This window comes from Erythrobacter donghaensis, assembly GCF_001557325.1.
In the GTDB taxonomy this organism is placed as follows: domain Bacteria; phylum Pseudomonadota; class Alphaproteobacteria; order Sphingomonadales; family Sphingomonadaceae; genus Erythrobacter; species Erythrobacter donghaensis_B.
The window spans coordinates 13371-29179 of record NZ_LSJS01000044.1 but is presented as its reverse complement, the minus strand read 5'-3'; the positions used below and the strand labels follow the sequence as shown (position 1 = coordinate 29179).

Here is a 15809-nt window from a genome sequence, read left to right as displayed (position 1 = left end):
CGATACGCCCCGCCCCCCCACTCGGCTATCCCCTCAGGCCACAAGCAAATGCCGGGGAGAGGCGTCATGGATCTGGGATTGAAGGGCAAGAAGGTCATCATGAACGGCGGGGCGCATGGCCTTGGCCTCCAGTCCTTGAAGCTGTTTGCGGCCGAGGGCGCCGACGTCGCCTTTTTCAGCCGCAAGGAAGACAAGATCGCCGCAGCCGTCGCCGAGATCGACGCGGCCGGGCCGGGCAAGGTCTTCGCCGAAGTCTTCGACATGGCGTCGGGCACCGAGGCCTACCAGGCGTGGCTGGAGAAGGCCGTCGCCGAACTCGGCGGGTGCGACATCTTTGTCCACACCGCGTCCGCCTCGGGCACCGGCGGGGCGGGGGACTGGCAGGCGTGCCTCGACATGGACTTGAAGGGCGCGGCCTATGCGGTCGAGACGCTCACGCCTTACCTTGAGGCCTCGGGCACTGGCTCGATCGTGATGCTGTCGAGCACCGCCGCGCTCGAGACCTTCATCGCCCCCAACCCCTTCAACGCGATCAAGGCCGCGCTGATCACCTATGCCTCGCAGCTTTCGCAGGCGATGGCGGCGAAGGGCATCCGCGTGAACACCGTCAGCCCGGGCGCGATCTACTACAAGGGCGGCAACTGGGAGATCATCGAGGAGCACATGAAGCCGCTCTTCGATGCGACCCTCGCCAAGATGCCCACGGGCCGCTTCGGCGAGCCGGTCGAGGTTGCCAAGGCGATCGTCTTCGTGGCGAGCCCCGCGGTGCCTTACATGACCGGCGCGAACATCGTGGTGGACGGCGGCTTCACGCAGCGCGTCCAGTTCTAACTCCCCCTCCAAGAAGGCGTAAACACATGGCGCAGATCGACCGCGACAAGCTGCTCGACATCTACACCCGCACGATGAAGGTGAACCGCACCGACGAGAAGTTCCGTGAGCTGCTGATGGGCGGCAAGGTCGCGGTGATGTATTACTGCGTGCGCGGGCAGGAGCTGGTCTCGGCCGCGGCGATGGCGGCGCTGGAGAAGGACGATTACGTCGTCTGCACCTATCGCGGGCAGGGCGAGCAGACCGCCAAGGGCATCCCGATGGAAAAGTGGTGGGGCGAATGTCTCGGCAAGGCGACCGGCACCTGCAAGGGCAAGGGCGGCACCATGCACATCACCGATCCCGAGACCGGGATCATGGTGACCACCGGCGTGGTCGGCAGCGGCCTCCCCATCGCCAACGGCCTCGCCATGGCGAGCCAGAACAACGGCGATGGCCGCGTGACGCTGGTCAGCTTCGGCGACGGGGCGGCCAATATCGGCGGCTTCCACGAGGCGATGAACATGGCCCAGCTCTACAAGCTGCCGGTGGTGTTCCTGTGCCAGAACAACCGCTACGGCGAACACACGGCCTATGCCGATCACACCGACAGCCCCAACATCGCCAGTCGTGCGGCGGGCTACGGGATGCCGGGCGTCACCGTCGACGGCAACGACGTCCACCAGATCTACCCTGCCGTGAAGGAAGCGGTCGACCGCGCCCGCCGCGGCGAGGGGCCGACGCTGGTCGAGGCCATGTGCTACCGCATGATGGGCCACTTCTTCGGCGCCGACTTCAGCTATATGCCGCCCGAGCACATCGCCGAGATGAAGGCCGAGGACCCGCTGCCCAAGCTCAGGAAGGTGATGCTGGAGCACCAGTTCACCGAAGAGGAGCTCGACGCGATCGTCGCCGACATCGACGCGCAGATCAACGCCGCGGTCGAACACGCGCTCGCCGCGCCGCTGCCGGACGTGAACGAAATCTACAAGGACGTGCTGGAGGAGACCGCCTGATGGCCCAGATCACCATGACCCAGGCGCTCAACCTCGCGATCGACGAGGCGATGGCGGAGGATCCGGGCGTCTTCTGCCTCGGCGAGGACGTTTCCGCCAAGCAGGGCGGCGGGGTGTTCAAGGTCACCCAAGGGCTCACCGAGAAATACGGCGAACACCGAATCCGCGCGACGCCGATTTCCGAGACGGCCATCGTCGGCGCGGCAGTGGGCGCGGCGCTTGCGGGCCAGCGCCCGATTGCCGAGATCATGCTGATGAACTTCGTCGGCGTGTGCATGGACCAGATCGTCAACCACGCGGCCAAGCTCAGGTTCATGAGCGGCGGGCAGACCCCGTGCCCGATCGTGATCCGCACCACCACCGGCGTCGGCGTCGGCTTCGGCGGGCAGCACTCGGACATGCTCGAGGCGTGGTTCGCCCACGTGGCAGGCATCCACGTGGTGACGCCGAGCAACCCCGCCGACGCGCGCGGGCTGTTGCGGGCGAGCATCGACGCCAACGATCCGGTCATCTTCATCGAGAATATCCTGTGCTATGGCCTCAAGGCTGAAGATCCCGGCCCGGGCTACCGCGTCCCGCTCGGCAAGGCGGCGATCGCGCGGGAGGGGACCGACATCTCGATCATCACCTATGGCCGCACGGTGCTCGATGCGCTGGCGGTGGCGGATGACCTTGCGAAGGAAGGCATCAGCGTCGAGGTCGTCGATCTTCGCACCATCGCCCCCTACGACGAGGCGACCGTGCTCGCGTCCGTCCGCAAGACCGGCCGCGCGCTGACCCTGCACGAGGCGGTCCGCCCCTTCGGCACCGGCGCGGAGCTGGCGGCGAACATCCAGGAAAAGTGCTGGGACGACCTCAAGGGGCCGGTCAGGCGCATCGGCGGGACCTTCTCGGCGGTGCCCTTCGCCAGCCACTTGGAACAGGCGTGGATCCCGACCAAGCCGCAGATCGTCGAACAGATCAAGGCGAGCGTAGGAAAGCTCTGATGGCATCCGAAATCCGCATCCCCAAGCTCGGCATGAGCGCCGTCGAAATGACCCTCGTCGAATGGATGTTCGGCGACGGGGAGCGCGTCGAGAAGGGCGACATCATCTACACCGTCGAGACCGACAAGAGCACCACCGAGATCGAGGCCCAGGCCTCCGGGATCATCCGCCCCACCGGCGAGGAAGGCGCGGTCTACAAGGTCGGCGATCTGATCGGCACCATTGAGGAATGACTTCACCTCGTGACATGCTGGCGAAGGTCTATGCCACCGCCGGCACCCGCGACTGGGCGGCGGTGGAGGCGCTGATCCACCCCGATTTCGTGCTCTACGAGGCCAATAGCCTGCCATTCGCGGGCGAGTGGCGGGGCAGGGACGCGCTCCAGCGCTGTGCCGCGGCAATGTACGGCACCTGGGCGAATACCGATCTCGAAATCCTCGACTGCACCGGGGGCGACGCGTACGCGGTGATGGTCATCCGCCTCACCATGCACCCCAAGGACGGCACCGAGCCCTTCACCCAGACGATCTGCGAGGCGGGCACCTTCGAGGACGGGCTGCTGCGGAGCTTGCGCATCCACTATTTCGACGCAGCCGAGGTCGCCGCGCGGGTCTGAGACCGGCCTGAGACCACGGTGGTTAACCCAATCTAGAGCAATGTTAATTACCGCGTAAGGGCGCGGACCGTGGCGGTGCGGCGGCCCTTCGCGGCTGCCGGGCCGGGCGGGACGCATCTTGCGGACTCGAAAGCACCCGGCTGCCCACGCGATGACTGCCCCTGCCGCCTCTCCTGCCCCCAAGGGCCTGATCGGCCACACCGGCTTCGTCGGAGCCTCGCTGCTGCGCCAGACAGATTTCGACGCCCGCTTCAACAGCGCCAACATCGCCGATATCGAGGGCCGGGCGTTCGGCACGCTGGTCTGCGCCGCCGCGCCCGGATCGATGCTCGAAGCCAACCGCGCGCCCGAGCGCGACAGGGCGGCCATCGAAGCGCTGATCGCGCGGCTTGCCCGCGTCGAGGCCGAGCGCTTCGTCCTGATTTCCTCGATCGCGGTGCTGGCGGACTTTGCAGGCGGCGATGACGAGGGCACTGCGGCCTATCAGCAGGCCCTCGCCTATGGCCGGCACCGCCGCGCGCTCGAGGCATTCGTGGAAGAGCGCTTCCCCGGCAGCCTCGTCGTCCGCCTGCCGGCGCTGTTCGGCGTCGGCCTGCGCAAGAATTTCCTGTTCGATCTGCTGAACCCCGTTCCCTCGATGCTGACCGAGGCCCGGCACGCGGACCTGCTGGCGGCGCTGGACGGCGATCTGTCCGGCTGGCTGGCGGCGCTCTACACCCCGGACGCGGCGACGGGCCTGCTCAAGCTCGACCGGCCTGCGCTGAATGCCGACCCGCGCCGCGCCGCGCTGGAGGCCGCGCTCGACGCGCTCGGGGCCAGCGCGACCCAGTTTCACCACCGCGAGACGACCTACCAGTATTACGCCACCAGCCGCCTGTGGCAGGACATCGGCATCGCGCTCGCGGCGCGTCTGACCCACCTCCACCTCGCCCCCGCGCCGCTCGTGGCCGCCGACATCCACCTGCGGCTGACCGGCCGCCCCATGCCCGAGACACCTGCGCGCCTCCACCGCGAGGACATGCGCACGCGCCACGCCGACCTCTGGGGGGCCCACGGCCCCTACCAGTTCGGCGCTGCCGAAACCCTCGATCATCTCGCCGCCTTCTTCGCCAGCCAGCGGGGGGAGGCGGCATGATCCTCGCCATGTCCAACATCGCCTGGTCTCCCGATGAGCGCCTCGAGGCCTATGCCATCCTCGCCGAGGCGGGCTTCACCGGGCTCGAGATCGCGCCGGGCCTGTTCTTCCACGCGGCCAATGACCCTTTCCTCCCCGACACCGCCAGCGCGCGGGCCGCGCGGGTCGAGATGGCGGATGCGGGGCTCAGCCTTGTCTCGATGCAGTCACTGCTGTTCGGCGTCACCGGCGCGGCGCTGTTCGAGGGGCCGGACGCCCGCGCCGCCTTCGAGACCGGGATGCGCCGCGCCATTGCGCTGGCGGGCCGTTTCGGCATTCCCAATCTCGTGTTCGGCTCGCCGCTGCAACGCCAGGTGCCCGAGGGGCTGGCGATGGACGACGCGCTCGATCAGGCCGCCGAGGTGTTCCGCAAGCTCGGCGATGCCGCCGCCGCCGCCGACACCCGCATTGCCATCGAGGCCAATCCGGCGGCCTATGGCACGAATTTCTGCAACACGCTGGACGAGGCACTCGCCTTTGTCGCGCTGGTCGATCACCCGGCGGTCGTTCCCCACCTCGATCTGGGCGCGATGCACATGAACGGCGATTTCGGGACTGTGCCAGCGCGCCTGCCCGACCTCGCGCCGTGCCTGTCGCACGTCCACGTCAGCGAGCCCGACCTCGCCCCCGCGCCCGCCGATCCCGCTGCGCTCGCCCCGGTGCTGGCAGGCCTGCAAGCCGCCGGATATGCCCGCGCCGTCTCGATCGAGATGAAGCGCGCGCCCGAGGGCCTGGCCGCCGTCCGCCGTGCGGTCGCGGCGCTTGCCGCGGCGCGTGACGCCATGGAGGCCGCCCATGCGTGAGCCCGACGCAGGCACTTTCCGCAAACCGCGCGAGGACGTGGTGGTCTCGGTGTGCTTCTCCGAGCTTGCCGCAGGCCCTGCCACCTTCGCCGCGATCCGCGACCTCGCGGTCAGGCTTGATGGTGCCTACCGCTTCCGCGAGATCATCCTTGTCGTCGACGACACCCAGCGCGCGGGCTTTCTCGACCTCGTCCGCGAGGTGCCCAACACCCGCCTGTTCGTGGTCCGCCGCGGCACCGAATATTACGACCGCCGCGTGATCGCAGCCGAGGAGGCCATCGGCGACCTCGTCATCCTCGGCAATCTCGAGGAGATCGCTGCGCTCGACGTGCTCGCCTTCCTCGATTTCGCGGAAGCCGAGAACGCGGTGACGATGGCCTTCCGCCCGGCGCGGCGCCCGTTCAAGCGGCTGCTCGCCTGGCCCTTCATCGCGCTCGGCAAGCTCGCCGGGTTCAATGTCGACCCGAGCGAGTTCCAGTCGATCGCGGTGCCGCGCACGCTCTTGAACCTCCTCCTCGCGCATGACGAGCCGCGCCTCGCGCTGCGCTTCCCCCCGCGCGATCCGCGCCTGCCGCGCGAGTGGTTCCGCACCGCGGTCAATGTCGAGGGCCGCACCGCCTTTACGGGCATCGGGCGCAGGCTGGCGCTGCTCCAGACGCTGCTGGTCTACCTTACGCCGACCTTGCTGACCCTGGTGGCGGTGTCCTCGGGCGTGCTGACGCTGGTGGGCCTTGCCTATGCCGGGTGGATCGTGGGCGCGGTCCTGCTGGTCGACAGCCTTGCGCCGGGCTGGCTGACGACCAACGCGATGCTGGCGGTGAGCGCGGTGTTCATGGGCTTCTCGACCCTCGGCCTCAGCCTCGGCCTGCAACACCTGCTCAAGCAGCAACGCCGGCTCAAGGCCGATCTGGTGCCCGAGGAGGTCAACCGCATCGACCTGTTCCAGCAGGTCGCCTTCGATCTCAACGTGGTGCTGGAGAGCGAGGCGCCGGCTCCGCCTGCGGAGGGATGATGGCGGGGGAGCGCACCTCCTACGAATACATCGTCATCGGCGGCGGCTTCTACGGCTGCTGCCTGGCGCTGTATCTGCGCTCGATTTCGTCGCGCGTGCTGCTGGTGGAGGCAGGCGAGGCGCTGATGAGCCGCGCCTCGCGGGTCAACCAGGCGCGGGTGCACACCGGCTTTCACTACCCGCGCTCTGCGGCGACGGCGGTGAAATCGATGCTGCTCCATCGCCGCTTCCTAGCCGATTTCCCCGAAGCCGTGGTCGGCGATTTCCAGATGCTCTACGCCATCGCGCGGCGGCGTTCGAAGGTGACGGCAAAGAAATTCCACCGCATGTTCCGCGACATGGGCGCGCCCATTCAAGTGGCCAGCCCCGCCCACCGCGCGCTGTTCGATCCTGACAGGGTCGAGGAGGTCTTTGCCTGCCACGAGGTCGCCTTCGATCACAAGATCCTCGGCCGTCTGGTCGGCGAGCGGCTGGCCGCGGCGGGGATCGACGTGCGTTTGGCGACCGAAGTGGTGGGTCTGGAAGACCGCCGCAGCGGCGTGGTGGCGCGGCTGTCCGACGGCAGTGAAGTCACCGCGCGCTACGCCTTCAACAGCACCTATTCCCAGATCAACGCGGTGCTGGCCAAGGCCGGACTTCCCCCGGCGCGCCTCAAGCACGAAATCGCCGAACTCGCCCTGATCGAGCCCCCGCGCGAGCTCGAACGCCTTGGCGTCACCGTGATGGACGGGCCGTTCTTCTCGGCCATGCCCTATCCCGCCGAGCGGCTCTATTCGCTCACCCACGTGCGCTACACGCCCCATGACAGCTGGGCCGACAATGCCGCGGCGCGCGATCCCTACTGGCATTTCGCCGCGCTGGAGCCCGAGAGCCGCTTTGTCTTCATGCAGCGCGACGCGCAGTTCTACCTGCCGTGCATGGCGGGAGCGGAATACAAACGCTCGATCTACGAAGTGAAGACCCTCCTCATCAAGAACGAGGGCGATGACGGGCGGCCGATCCTCTACCACCGCAGGCCCGAGACGAGCCGGGTGATCTCGGTGCTGGGCGGCAAGATCGACAATATCTACGACCTGTTCGAGGCAGTGAAGGACAGCGGCGGCGAGTTCGCCGTGCTCGATCCCGCGCATGTGTTCGGGCGCGTCCATGCCTGAGGTTCTCCGGCCGAGAGGGCGCTCGCGCGGCTTTGCCGCTCTCGCGGGGGTGTTCGTGGTGCTCGCCGCTCTGCGCGGGGTTTGGCTGCTGCACGCGCACAGCCTCAATTCGCTCGACGGCGCGCTCCAGACCTGGTTCGCGCTCGACCATTTCGCGCGCGGCGAGCAGTTGGGGACGGCGTTCCAGTCCTATCTCGGGATCACGATGGTGCTGGCGCTGCTGCCGGTGTTTGTGGCGGGCGGCAAGACGCTGTTCGCCTCGACGCTGGCGGCCTACACGATGGTGCTGCTGGGGGCCTTTGCTTGCGTTTACGCCTGCGCGTGGCTGATCCGCCCGATCCCGCCCCGCGCGCGCTGGCAGGCGGCGCTGGTGCTGCTGGCGCTGTTCTATTGTGCCGGGCCGCTGGCTGGGCAGACGGCGGGGGTGGTCTGGCCTGCGACACTCGACCCGGGCGTTTCGCTCAGGCCCCTGCGCGGGGCGCTGCCGTTCTTCGTGCTCCCGTTCTTCGTGGTGCTGGTGCGGCGGGTGTGGCTGGAGGGCCGCGCGCTCGCCGGAGGCCTGCCGCTCGGGCTGGTCGCGGGGGCGGGGCTCCTGTGGTCGAACGATGCCGGGATTCCGCTGGTCATCGCGCTGACGGGCGCACTGGTGCTGGCGCTGTGGGAGCGGCCCGTGCTGCTGGCGAAGACCCTCGCGGGCTTTGCGCTCGGCGTCATGGCGTCGGCCGGCGCGATCCTGCTGGCGGTGACCCACGGCGCGCCGGGGCCGTGGCTCCGATACAATTTCCGCGACGTTGCCGCCGACCAGTTCTGGTTCTTCGCCCCGTGGGATCGAGACACGCGCATCCTCTCGCCCGTCGACCTGCCGCAGATCCTCGTCCATGCCGATCCGCTGGCGGCGCTCGGGCTGGTGGTGCTGGCGGTCTGCCTCGGCTTCGCGGCGGTGCAGCGCCTGCGCCGCCGCAGTGCGCCGGTGCGGGGAAGCGCCTTCCTGTTCGTCGGCGCGAGCGTGCTCGGCACGGCCTTGGTGCCGCAGATCGGCGGGCATGTCGGGGCGGAGTACAACGGCATCACCTTCGTGCTTGCCGCTTGCGCGCCGCTGATCGCCCTGCCTGCGGGGGTGTGGCGGCGGGCGAGGGGCGGGCTTGCAAGGCTGCCGAGGGCGAGACCCTCTGCGCTGGCGGGCCTCACCGCGCTCGCCATGATCGCGGCTGAGGGAGTGCACCTCTTTGCCGCGTGGTCGGTCACCGACCGCACCCGCTATGACCCGGCGCTGGGCTTCTACGTGACGCCTGAGTATGCCGCAGACCTCGCCGCGATGCGCAAACTTGCGGCGGGGTGGGATAAGGCTGGCGTCCCGCAGAGCCGCCGTCTGCTATCGGTCTACACCTCCCCGCTCGACATCGCTGCAGGGGTGCAGAGCCCCGCCGATGTCGGCTCGCTGATCCATGCATTGGGGCCGGGCAAGCGCGCCGCCTTTACCGCGCTGGTCGAACACAGGGATGTCGCCGCCGTCACCACCATCGCGCCCGATTACAGCGGGTGGGAGGGGTGGCTGACCCGCGCCAACTGGCCCGTCTTCCGGGCGCTCCGGGAGAACTACGCGCCCATCGCCCGCAATGACCAGCAAGTGCTGTGGGTGCGCAACCAGGCCGCTGCCGCCGCCCCCGCTCTCGCCGACTGCCGTGTCGCGGAGCGCGAGGCGGGGCGGCGGGTGCTCGAAATCACCGCTGGCGCGCCGGGCCTCGCCTCGGTGAGCGTCACCCGTGAGCCGCCGTTCGCCACGGGCCGCGGGGCGATGCTGACCGTGGTCGAGGACTCCCCCGACACCGGTGACACCGCCGACCGCTGGGCCGGTTTCCCGCGCTACGGCATCGCCAATGTCGCGGCGCTCGCGCTGATGGCCCCCGTCGCGCCGGGCCGCGCCACCCGCCTGACGCTGGAGACGCTCGACGGCTCCGCGATCGGCGGGGCGCGCTGCACCGCCGAGGTGCTCCCCGAAATCGATTTCGCCGCTCTCCCCCCGCTCCCCGAGGGCATTGCCCGCTATCTGGGAGGCGCCCGATGAGCGAGCTGGTCCGCTTCTTCGCGGTGACGGTGCTGGGGGTGATCCTCGACCTCGCCATCGCCTTCGCGCTCCACCACTGGGCCGGGGTGCCGCTGTGGCTCGCGGCAGCGACCGGCTTTGCGCTGGCGGCCTCGGCGAATTACGTCATCCACGAGACGTGGAGTTTCCGCTCCGGTCCGCTCTCGGCGCGGAGGGCAACGCTTTACGGCGCGGTGGCGCTGGCGACGCTGGCGGTGCGCGTGGGGATCGTGGCCATGCTCGAACGGGCGCTGCCCGGGGCGTGGCCGTTGGCGATCCTTGTCGCAGGGGCAGGTGGGTCCTTCGTCGTCAACTTCGCGCTCTCCAAGTGGGTGGTCTTCGCCGCGCCTGCGGGAGAGACGCCATGACCGTGCAGCCGCCCCCGATCCTCGACGATACCGCGTGGGAGGTGCCCGCGCACGAAGTGGCACTCTACGCCCCGCGCCAGCACCGCCATGCGCTGGTCATCCCCGTCATCAACGAGGGGACACGCATCCGCGGCCAGCTCCGCCGGATCGCCGCCGCGGGCCTGCCGGTCGACGTGGTTATCGCCGACGGGGGATCGACCGATGGCTCGCTCGACGCAGACTTCATGCGCGCAGTCGGCGTGCGCGCGGTGCTGACCAGGACCGGGCCCGGCAAGCTCTCCGCCCAGTTGCGCATGGCCTATGCCTGGTGCCTCAGGCAGGGCTATGCCGGGATCGTCACCATCGACGGCAATGGCAAGGACGGGGTCGCGGCGGTGGCCGAGATGGTCGCGAAGCTCGAGGAGGGTTGCGACTACGTCCAGGGCTCGCGCTACCTGCCCGGCGGGGCGGCGGAGAACACCCCGCTCGAGCGCACCATCGCCAACCGGGCGATCCACGCGCCGATGCTGAGCCTCGCCGGGCGGCACTGGTTCACCGACACAACCAACGGCTTTCGCGCCTATTCCGCGCGCTACCTGCTCCACCCCGATGTGCAGCCGTTCCGCGAGGTGTTCTCGGTCTACAACCTGCTGTTCTACCTGACGGTGCGCGCCGGGCAGCTCGGGCTCAGGGTCGCGCATGTGCCGGTCGAGCGGCGCTATCCGGACGATGGCAAGGTGCCGACCAAGATCGGCGGGTTTGCCTCGAAGCTGGCGCTGCTGAAGGAGACCTTCGTCGCGGCCACCGGGGGCTACACCCCCGATGCTGCCGTCCCGAGAGCCGGGTGGCGCGCGCCGGTGGCGGTGCTTGCCGCGCTGCTTCTGGCGCTGCTGTGGAAGGTGGTCGCCGCGCCGCCCTACTCGCCCGATTCCTGGGCGCTGTGGGAGCTGTCGCAGACGGTGTTCGGCGGCGATTTCTACCGCTTCACCCATTGGCGCAGTTACGCCAGCGACCTGCCCTATTCGGCGAGTTTCCCGCCGCTCACCCCGGCGCTGATCGCGCTGGCCGACGCGCTGCTGGGCACCGGCCCGCGGACCGGGCTTTACCTCGCCTTTGCCGCCTTCGCGGGCTTCGCGCTGGTCTCGGAGGCCATCGCGCGGCGGGTGACGGGGGCGGCGTGGCTCGGCCTCGGCGCGGCGCTGGTGCTGCTCACCGGGCCGGACATGCTGCTGATCGAGATGCAGGCGGGGCGCACGATCCCGCTGCAATTGCTGCTTTACGGGCTGCTGCTGCTGGGGCTGGTGCGGGGCGCGGGGATCACCCTCGCGGGCGCGGCGGCGATCGGACTGATCGCGGGGCTGGCGGTGCTCAACCGCTTCGACGCCGTGCTGCTGCCTTTGCCGGTGGCGCTTGCAGTCGCCTGGCTGACCCGCTCTCCGGCGAAGGGCCTGACGGCGCTGGCCGCCGCGCTGGTCGCGGTCTTGCCTTGGATCGCCTGGTCGCTGGCGACCCTCGGCACGCCGTTCGCGACCGACAATGCCGGGACCGCGACCGCGCTCGACCCGCGCGCCTATGTCACCGACTGGTGGCCGACCCCGCAGCCGAGCCTCGCCGACGATCCGCTGGCGTGGGGCGGCAAGGTGGCAGGGAACCTCGGGCGACTGGCCTACGTCGCGGCGGGGCTGGCGGCGAGCCCGCTCGGGCTCGTGGCGGCGGTGTTCCTCGCCCTGCCCGCCGCGCTGGCATGGCTGTGCCGCACCGGGCGAGCCCCGCGCGCAGGCCTCGGCGTGCTGGCGGGGTTTGCGGTGCTCGCAGGCCTGATGCTCGGTCCGCAGGTGCTCACCGGCTATGTCGAGCAGCGCTATCTCGCCGCCGCCGTCTGGGCGGTGCTGCTGGCGGCGACGTGCTGGGGGATCGCCCGCAGCGGCGCGCTCCACCAGCGGGTGATCTTCGCCCGGGGCGCCGCAGCGATCGCCGTGCTGGCGGTGGCACTGCTCGCCCTCGCCAGCCCGAAGGCCTCGGACGCCGACGCCTTCGACGACCCCGCCGATGTCCGCGTCCTCAAGGCCTGCCTCGCCGATGCGCCCGCGGCCCGCGTGCTCGTGCTCGGCGACGACAGGTTCGCCGCGCGTGCCGGGGCGCAGGGAGGGATCGCCGCGATGATGGCGCCGCGCAATCTCGCCGAGGGGCGGCTGGGTGCAGCCGGCGCCCGCGCCTTCGCCGCCCGCTTCGGCGTCACCCATGTGCTCGCCGCCAATCCGTCCCGCGCGGCGTGGGCCCGCGAGACCTTCCCTGGCACCCCCGTCCCGGGGTGCCCGCTCGCGCTCTTGCGCCTCAGCCGCTGAGTACCGCTGCGCTCTGGCTTGGCGCTCTGCGCAGAATGGCGTATTCTCGCACCAAGGGACGCGGCCATAGAGCCTCACGATCGAACAGGGGAACGATCCGGTGAAACAGTCGCTCATCAACCTGCTGCCGCCCGCGACGCTTGCGGCGGTGATCGCCTTCTGGGGGCTTGCGCCCGCGGCATGGGTCGAGGCGCCGTGGTCGCTGCTGGCGGTCGGCATCGGCACGCTCGCCTTCGTGCAAGCCCTCGAGCTGGTGTTCGAACGCCACGAAGGCTGGCGCATCAACGGGCGCGAGCTGGCGACCGACGTGTTCTATGTCGCCCTCAGCTTCACCGCGATCGGCTATGCCTCCGATGCGCTGATCAACTCGCCGCTCAGCGCCCTGAAAGAGAGCTGGGGCATCGCCACCCCGTGGCTCGCCGAGCTGCCCTTCCTGGTGCAGGCGATGATCCTGTTGTTCCTGTTCGAGTTCGGCCAGTACTGGATGCACCGCGCGATGCACAACTGGACGCCGCTGTGGCTGACCCATGCGCCGCATCACCACATCACCCAGCTCAACGCGGCCAAGGGCTTCGTCGGCAACCCGATCGAGCTGTTCCTGATCTCGATCGGGATCACCGCGCTGCTCGACGTGGACCTCAACGCCCTGTTCGCCAGCATCACCGCCGGCGGCGTGATCGCGACCTATGCCCACGCCAATGTCAGCGCCAACCCGCCGATCTGGTACGGCTTCTTCTTCACCACGATCCGCAACCACTCATTGCACCACACCGCGACGAGCTACGAGGACACGCGCTGCAACTACGGCAACAGCGTGATCTTCTGGGACCGCGTGTTCGGCACCTACAAGGACGGCGAGAGCGCGATCGTCGGGCAGGATGACAGGAAGCGGCTGTCGATCAAGGAACAGTGGCTCTTCCCGCTGCGGCCGTTCATGGAGAAGAAGCAGGCGGCTGAGGGGTAGGGGTGTCCGCTTTCGGGTGACTGGCTTTCAGCCGGGAAAGACCGAAGGTGGGTGGAAACCGGAATGGCAGGAAACAGCATTTGCTTAATTCGGCGGACACTCGCCCTGAAGGTTAAGCGCAGGCCAGCATCTCCAGTTGTTGCGAACGCTATGATGACCATCGTAGCGCTTCTCGCGTAGAGATTGAGGGGAGGCCTGAACAGCTCTGTTCTATCCGGTCATCGAGGATTGAACGACCATTTCTGTCGTGATGGGGTTGTAGGAATCGCGGCATGACGCAAACACGCACCCGCCGTTTCGGCCTCTCCAAATCGAAAATCACAGCCTTCGAGCAATGCCCCAAGCGGCTGTGGCTGGCGACCCATCGTCCCGAACTCGCCGAGCAGGATGCGGGCGCCGAGGCGCGCTTTGCGACCGGCAATGACGTGGGGGCGATCGCCTGCGCGCTCCATCCGGGCGGCTTCATGGTCGATGCGCCGAACCTGACGGCAGCGCTGGCCACGACCGCATCGCTTATCGCAGGGGGCCATCCGGGTCCGATCTTCGAGGCGACCTTCGAACACGATGGCGTGCTGGTGCGGGTTGATGTGCTCGATAAGCTCGAAGGCGGAAGCTGGGCAGCGGCCGAGGTCAAGAGCTCTGGTTCGGTCAAGGACTACCACCGCGGCGATCTCGCAACGCAGGTCTGGGTGCTGCGCGAGGCAGGCATCAATCTGCAACGCGCCAGCATCCGTCATATCGACACCAGCTTCGTGCTGACGCGCGAGGGCGATTATCGCGGGCTGTTCACCGACGCCGATCTGCTGGGCGAGCTAGAGGCGACCATCGCCACGCGCCACGCGCTGGTGGCCGAGGCGCGCGCGGTGCTCTCAGGTGCCGAACCCGAGCGCGAGATGGGAGACCACTGCGCCTCGCCTTTCCCATGCGAGTTTTCCGCCTATTGCAGCCGCCACCTGCCGCCGGGACCGGAGTGGCCGGTGACGGTGCTGCCCAATGGCGGCGGCAAGCGCTGGCTTGAAAACGGCATCGCGGACCTGCTCGATCTGTCCGAGGGCGATCTCAATGATCGCCATGCCCGCATCCTTGCCGCGACGCGCGACGGCAAGCCGTTCCACGATGCCGAAGGCGCGCGCAGGGCGATGGAGCACTGGGGCTGGCCGCGTGCCTGGCTCGACTTCGAGACGATCGCTCCGGCAATCCCGCGCTGGCTCGGCACGCGCCCATACCAGCAGATCCCGTTCCAGTTCTCGCTCCATCTCGAGCGGCGCGGCGGGCGCATGACGCACCACGAATTCCTGAGCTGCGACGGCAGCGACCCGCGCCGCGCCTGCGCTGAAGCGCTGGTCGAACACATACCCGAGGGCGCGACGATCATCGCCTACAACGCGGCGTTCGAGCGGCGGGTGCTCCGTGACCTTGCGGCGGCCTTTCCCGACCTTACCGCAAGGCTCGAAGCTATGGCCGAAGCCACGGTCGATCTGCTGCCCGTCGCCCGCAACCACTGGTATCACCGCGACCAGCGCGGCAGCTGGTCGATCAAGGCCGTGCTGCCAACCATCGCTGCCGATCTCGATTACGGCGCGCTTGAAGTAAAGTATGGGGGCGATGCGCAAACCGCGTGGCTCGAGGCTGCGGACCCGGCCTGTGACCCGCTGCGGCGCGAGGCGCTGGAAGAAGCGCTCAAGGCTTATTGCGCGCGCGATACCTGGGCGATGGTCGCCGTGGCGCGGGCTTTGGCAGGCACTGCAATGGCGTAACCAATCGATCTGCGGCTTCGGCCGTCAAGTGGATCAAGATCCCGCCATTTCCAGAACCCGTTTGACCATCGCCGATGGGTCGGCCTGAGCATTTCGCCAGTTGGCACGTCCCGGGTGAGTGAGGGTGCAGACGAAGATCCCATTTTGCGATCGATGGGCGACACTCGTCCAACCGCGCCGGTTGGTTTCCTTGAAGCAATCGCACTGCTCGTCCGCACCGAGACGTTCCCGAACCCACCACCCTGCTGTGCCACCAAGGCAAATGATGACCCGGCAACCAAGGTTCTCGATTACCGCCTCATGCACCGGCCAGCAGGCATCCAGTAACTCGCTCTTGTTTTCCTCGAGCTTGGCCTCGGTTGCACTGCGAATGAAGACGACGTTGCTCGCAGGCGTGAGGCGAAGGTCGATTTCCAGAGCTTCGGCAAGATGACGGATACGGGGCTGCATGCCATGTGCACCTGCAACCGTGCCACCCCAAACCTCGTCCACATATGACGAGTAAGGTTGAGCCTGCCTTTGCCAGTTCTCGAAATTGCGGCGGACGGTATTCTCCGGCTGCTTTTCTGGGCTTCCGCCCGGGTTCAGTCCAAGGATGTAAACCGGATGGTGCCCCTCGAATGCTGGCGGAGCGGAATAGAAGATCGCGCCCGATGCGTCGAGCACGTCCGCGGGCATCTGGAAAACAGCTTGGCTGACAGACTGCATTATACGACCCTTCTTGTTGAAACACCGCTTGTAT

Annotated in this window: 15 protein-coding genes; 14 read left to right on the top strand and 1 reads right to left on the bottom strand. The window is 68.4% G+C overall.

The annotated features are described in order from the left end of the window. Positions 1-66: 66 nt before the first annotated feature. The 14 genes from AX692_RS01205 to AX692_RS01140 all read left to right on the top strand — a co-directional run bounded on the left by AX692_RS01205 (position 67) and on the right by AX692_RS01140 (position 15067). Positions 67-831: an SDR family NAD(P)-dependent oxidoreductase gene (locus AX692_RS01205; protein ID WP_073975221.1), complete on the top strand. Its 765-nt coding sequence runs from the start codon at positions 67-69 to the stop codon at positions 829-831. Between the two features lie 26 nt (positions 832-857). Beyond that, positions 858-1826: a thiamine pyrophosphate-dependent dehydrogenase E1 component subunit alpha gene (locus AX692_RS01200; protein ID WP_073977039.1), complete on the top strand. Its 969-nt coding sequence runs from the start codon at positions 858-860 to the stop codon at positions 1824-1826. After that, entirely contained in the window at positions 1826-2812 is a 987-nt protein-coding gene (locus AX692_RS01195) for an alpha-ketoacid dehydrogenase subunit beta (RefSeq protein ID WP_073974124.1), read from the top strand. The genes AX692_RS01200 and AX692_RS01195 overlap by 1 nt, the downstream gene beginning before the upstream one ends. Then, positions 2812-3045 (top strand): biotin/lipoyl-containing protein, encoded by a 234-nt coding sequence (locus AX692_RS01190; protein WP_066532098.1) that lies wholly within the window; start codon positions 2812-2814, stop codon positions 3043-3045. The genes AX692_RS01195 and AX692_RS01190 overlap by 1 nt, the downstream gene beginning before the upstream one ends. Beyond that, entirely contained in the window at positions 3042-3428 is a 387-nt protein-coding gene (locus AX692_RS01185) for a nuclear transport factor 2 family protein (protein ID WP_081095056.1), read from the top strand. The genes AX692_RS01190 and AX692_RS01185 overlap by 4 nt, the downstream gene beginning before the upstream one ends. A gap of 151 nt (positions 3429-3579) precedes the next feature. After that, the gene (locus tag AX692_RS01180) at positions 3580-4563 is read left to right on the top strand and encodes an NIL domain-containing protein (protein ID WP_073974122.1); all 984 of its coding nucleotides are present in this window, start codon (positions 3580-3582) and stop codon (positions 4561-4563) included. Further along, positions 4560-5405, top strand: coding sequence for a sugar phosphate isomerase/epimerase family protein (locus tag AX692_RS01175; protein WP_073974121.1), 846 nt, complete (start codon positions 4560-4562; stop codon positions 5403-5405). The genes AX692_RS01180 and AX692_RS01175 overlap by 4 nt, the downstream gene beginning before the upstream one ends. Next, a complete protein-coding gene (locus AX692_RS01170) occupies positions 5398-6417 on the top strand; it encodes a hypothetical protein (RefSeq protein WP_073974120.1) in 1020 nt (339 codons plus the stop codon). The genes AX692_RS01175 and AX692_RS01170 overlap by 8 nt, the downstream gene beginning before the upstream one ends. Next, a complete protein-coding gene (locus AX692_RS01165; protein WP_230959462.1) occupies positions 6414-7571 on the top strand; it encodes an FAD-dependent oxidoreductase in 1158 nt (385 codons plus the stop codon). The genes AX692_RS01170 and AX692_RS01165 overlap by 4 nt, the downstream gene beginning before the upstream one ends. After that, positions 7564-9636, top strand: coding sequence for a hypothetical protein (locus tag AX692_RS01160; protein ID WP_155644921.1), 2073 nt, complete (start codon positions 7564-7566; stop codon positions 9634-9636). Before AX692_RS01165 ends, AX692_RS01160 begins: the two co-directional genes overlap by 8 nt. Beyond that, complete coding sequence (locus tag AX692_RS01155; RefSeq protein ID WP_073974117.1) at positions 9633-10022, top strand: GtrA family protein; 390 nt, start codon at positions 9633-9635, stop codon at positions 10020-10022. The genes AX692_RS01160 and AX692_RS01155 overlap by 4 nt, the downstream gene beginning before the upstream one ends. Beyond that, positions 10019-12346: a glycosyltransferase family 2 protein gene (locus AX692_RS19935; RefSeq protein ID WP_196490039.1), complete on the top strand. Its 2328-nt coding sequence runs from the start codon at positions 10019-10021 to the stop codon at positions 12344-12346. Before AX692_RS01155 ends, AX692_RS19935 begins: the two co-directional genes overlap by 4 nt. Before the next feature lie 100 nt (positions 12347-12446). Further along, on the top strand, positions 12447-13310 hold the full coding sequence (locus AX692_RS01145; protein WP_073974116.1) for a sterol desaturase family protein: 864 nt from the start codon (positions 12447-12449) through the stop codon (positions 13308-13310). 272 nt (positions 13311-13582) lie between these two features. Beyond that, complete coding sequence (locus AX692_RS01140; RefSeq protein WP_073973230.1) at positions 13583-15067, top strand: DUF2779 domain-containing protein; 1485 nt, start codon at positions 13583-13585, stop codon at positions 15065-15067. 33 nt (positions 15068-15100) lie between these two features. Here the strand turns inward: AX692_RS01140 and AX692_RS19425 are convergent, their stop codons facing one another. After that, complete coding sequence (locus tag AX692_RS19425; RefSeq protein WP_073973229.1) at positions 15101-15775, bottom strand: hypothetical protein; 675 nt, start codon at positions 15773-15775, stop codon at positions 15101-15103. Between the last annotated feature and the right edge of the window lie 34 nt (positions 15776-15809).

Coding starts and splice junctions, on each gene's coding strand:
- AX692_RS19425 (WP_073973229.1), bottom strand. CDS start 15,775: ATGCAGTCTGTCAGCCAAGCTGTTTTCCAGATGCCCGCGGACGTGCTC.
- AX692_RS01155 (WP_073974117.1), top strand. CDS start 9,633: ATGAGCGAGCTGGTCCGCTTCTTCGCGGTGACGGTGCTGGGGGTGATC.
- AX692_RS01180 (WP_073974122.1), top strand. CDS start 3,580: ATGACTGCCCCTGCCGCCTCTCCTGCCCCCAAGGGCCTGATCGGCCAC.
- AX692_RS01185 (WP_081095056.1), top strand. CDS start 3,042: ATGACTTCACCTCGTGACATGCTGGCGAAGGTCTATGCCACCGCCGGC.
- AX692_RS01170 (WP_073974120.1), top strand. CDS start 5,398: ATGCGTGAGCCCGACGCAGGCACTTTCCGCAAACCGCGCGAGGACGTG.
- AX692_RS01165 (WP_230959462.1), top strand. CDS start 6,414: ATGATGGCGGGGGAGCGCACCTCCTACGAATACATCGTCATCGGCGGC.
- AX692_RS01205 (WP_073975221.1), top strand. CDS start 67: ATGGATCTGGGATTGAAGGGCAAGAAGGTCATCATGAACGGCGGGGCG.
- AX692_RS01175 (WP_073974121.1), top strand. CDS start 4,560: ATGATCCTCGCCATGTCCAACATCGCCTGGTCTCCCGATGAGCGCCTC.
- AX692_RS01195 (WP_073974124.1), top strand. CDS start 1,826: ATGGCCCAGATCACCATGACCCAGGCGCTCAACCTCGCGATCGACGAG.
- AX692_RS01160 (WP_155644921.1), top strand. CDS start 7,564: ATGCCTGAGGTTCTCCGGCCGAGAGGGCGCTCGCGCGGCTTTGCCGCT.
- AX692_RS19935 (WP_196490039.1), top strand. CDS start 10,019: ATGACCGTGCAGCCGCCCCCGATCCTCGACGATACCGCGTGGGAGGTG.
- AX692_RS01140 (WP_073973230.1), top strand. CDS start 13,583: ATGACGCAAACACGCACCCGCCGTTTCGGCCTCTCCAAATCGAAAATC.
- AX692_RS01190 (WP_066532098.1), top strand. CDS start 2,812: ATGGCATCCGAAATCCGCATCCCCAAGCTCGGCATGAGCGCCGTCGAA.
- AX692_RS01200 (WP_073977039.1), top strand. CDS start 858: ATGGCGCAGATCGACCGCGACAAGCTGCTCGACATCTACACCCGCACG.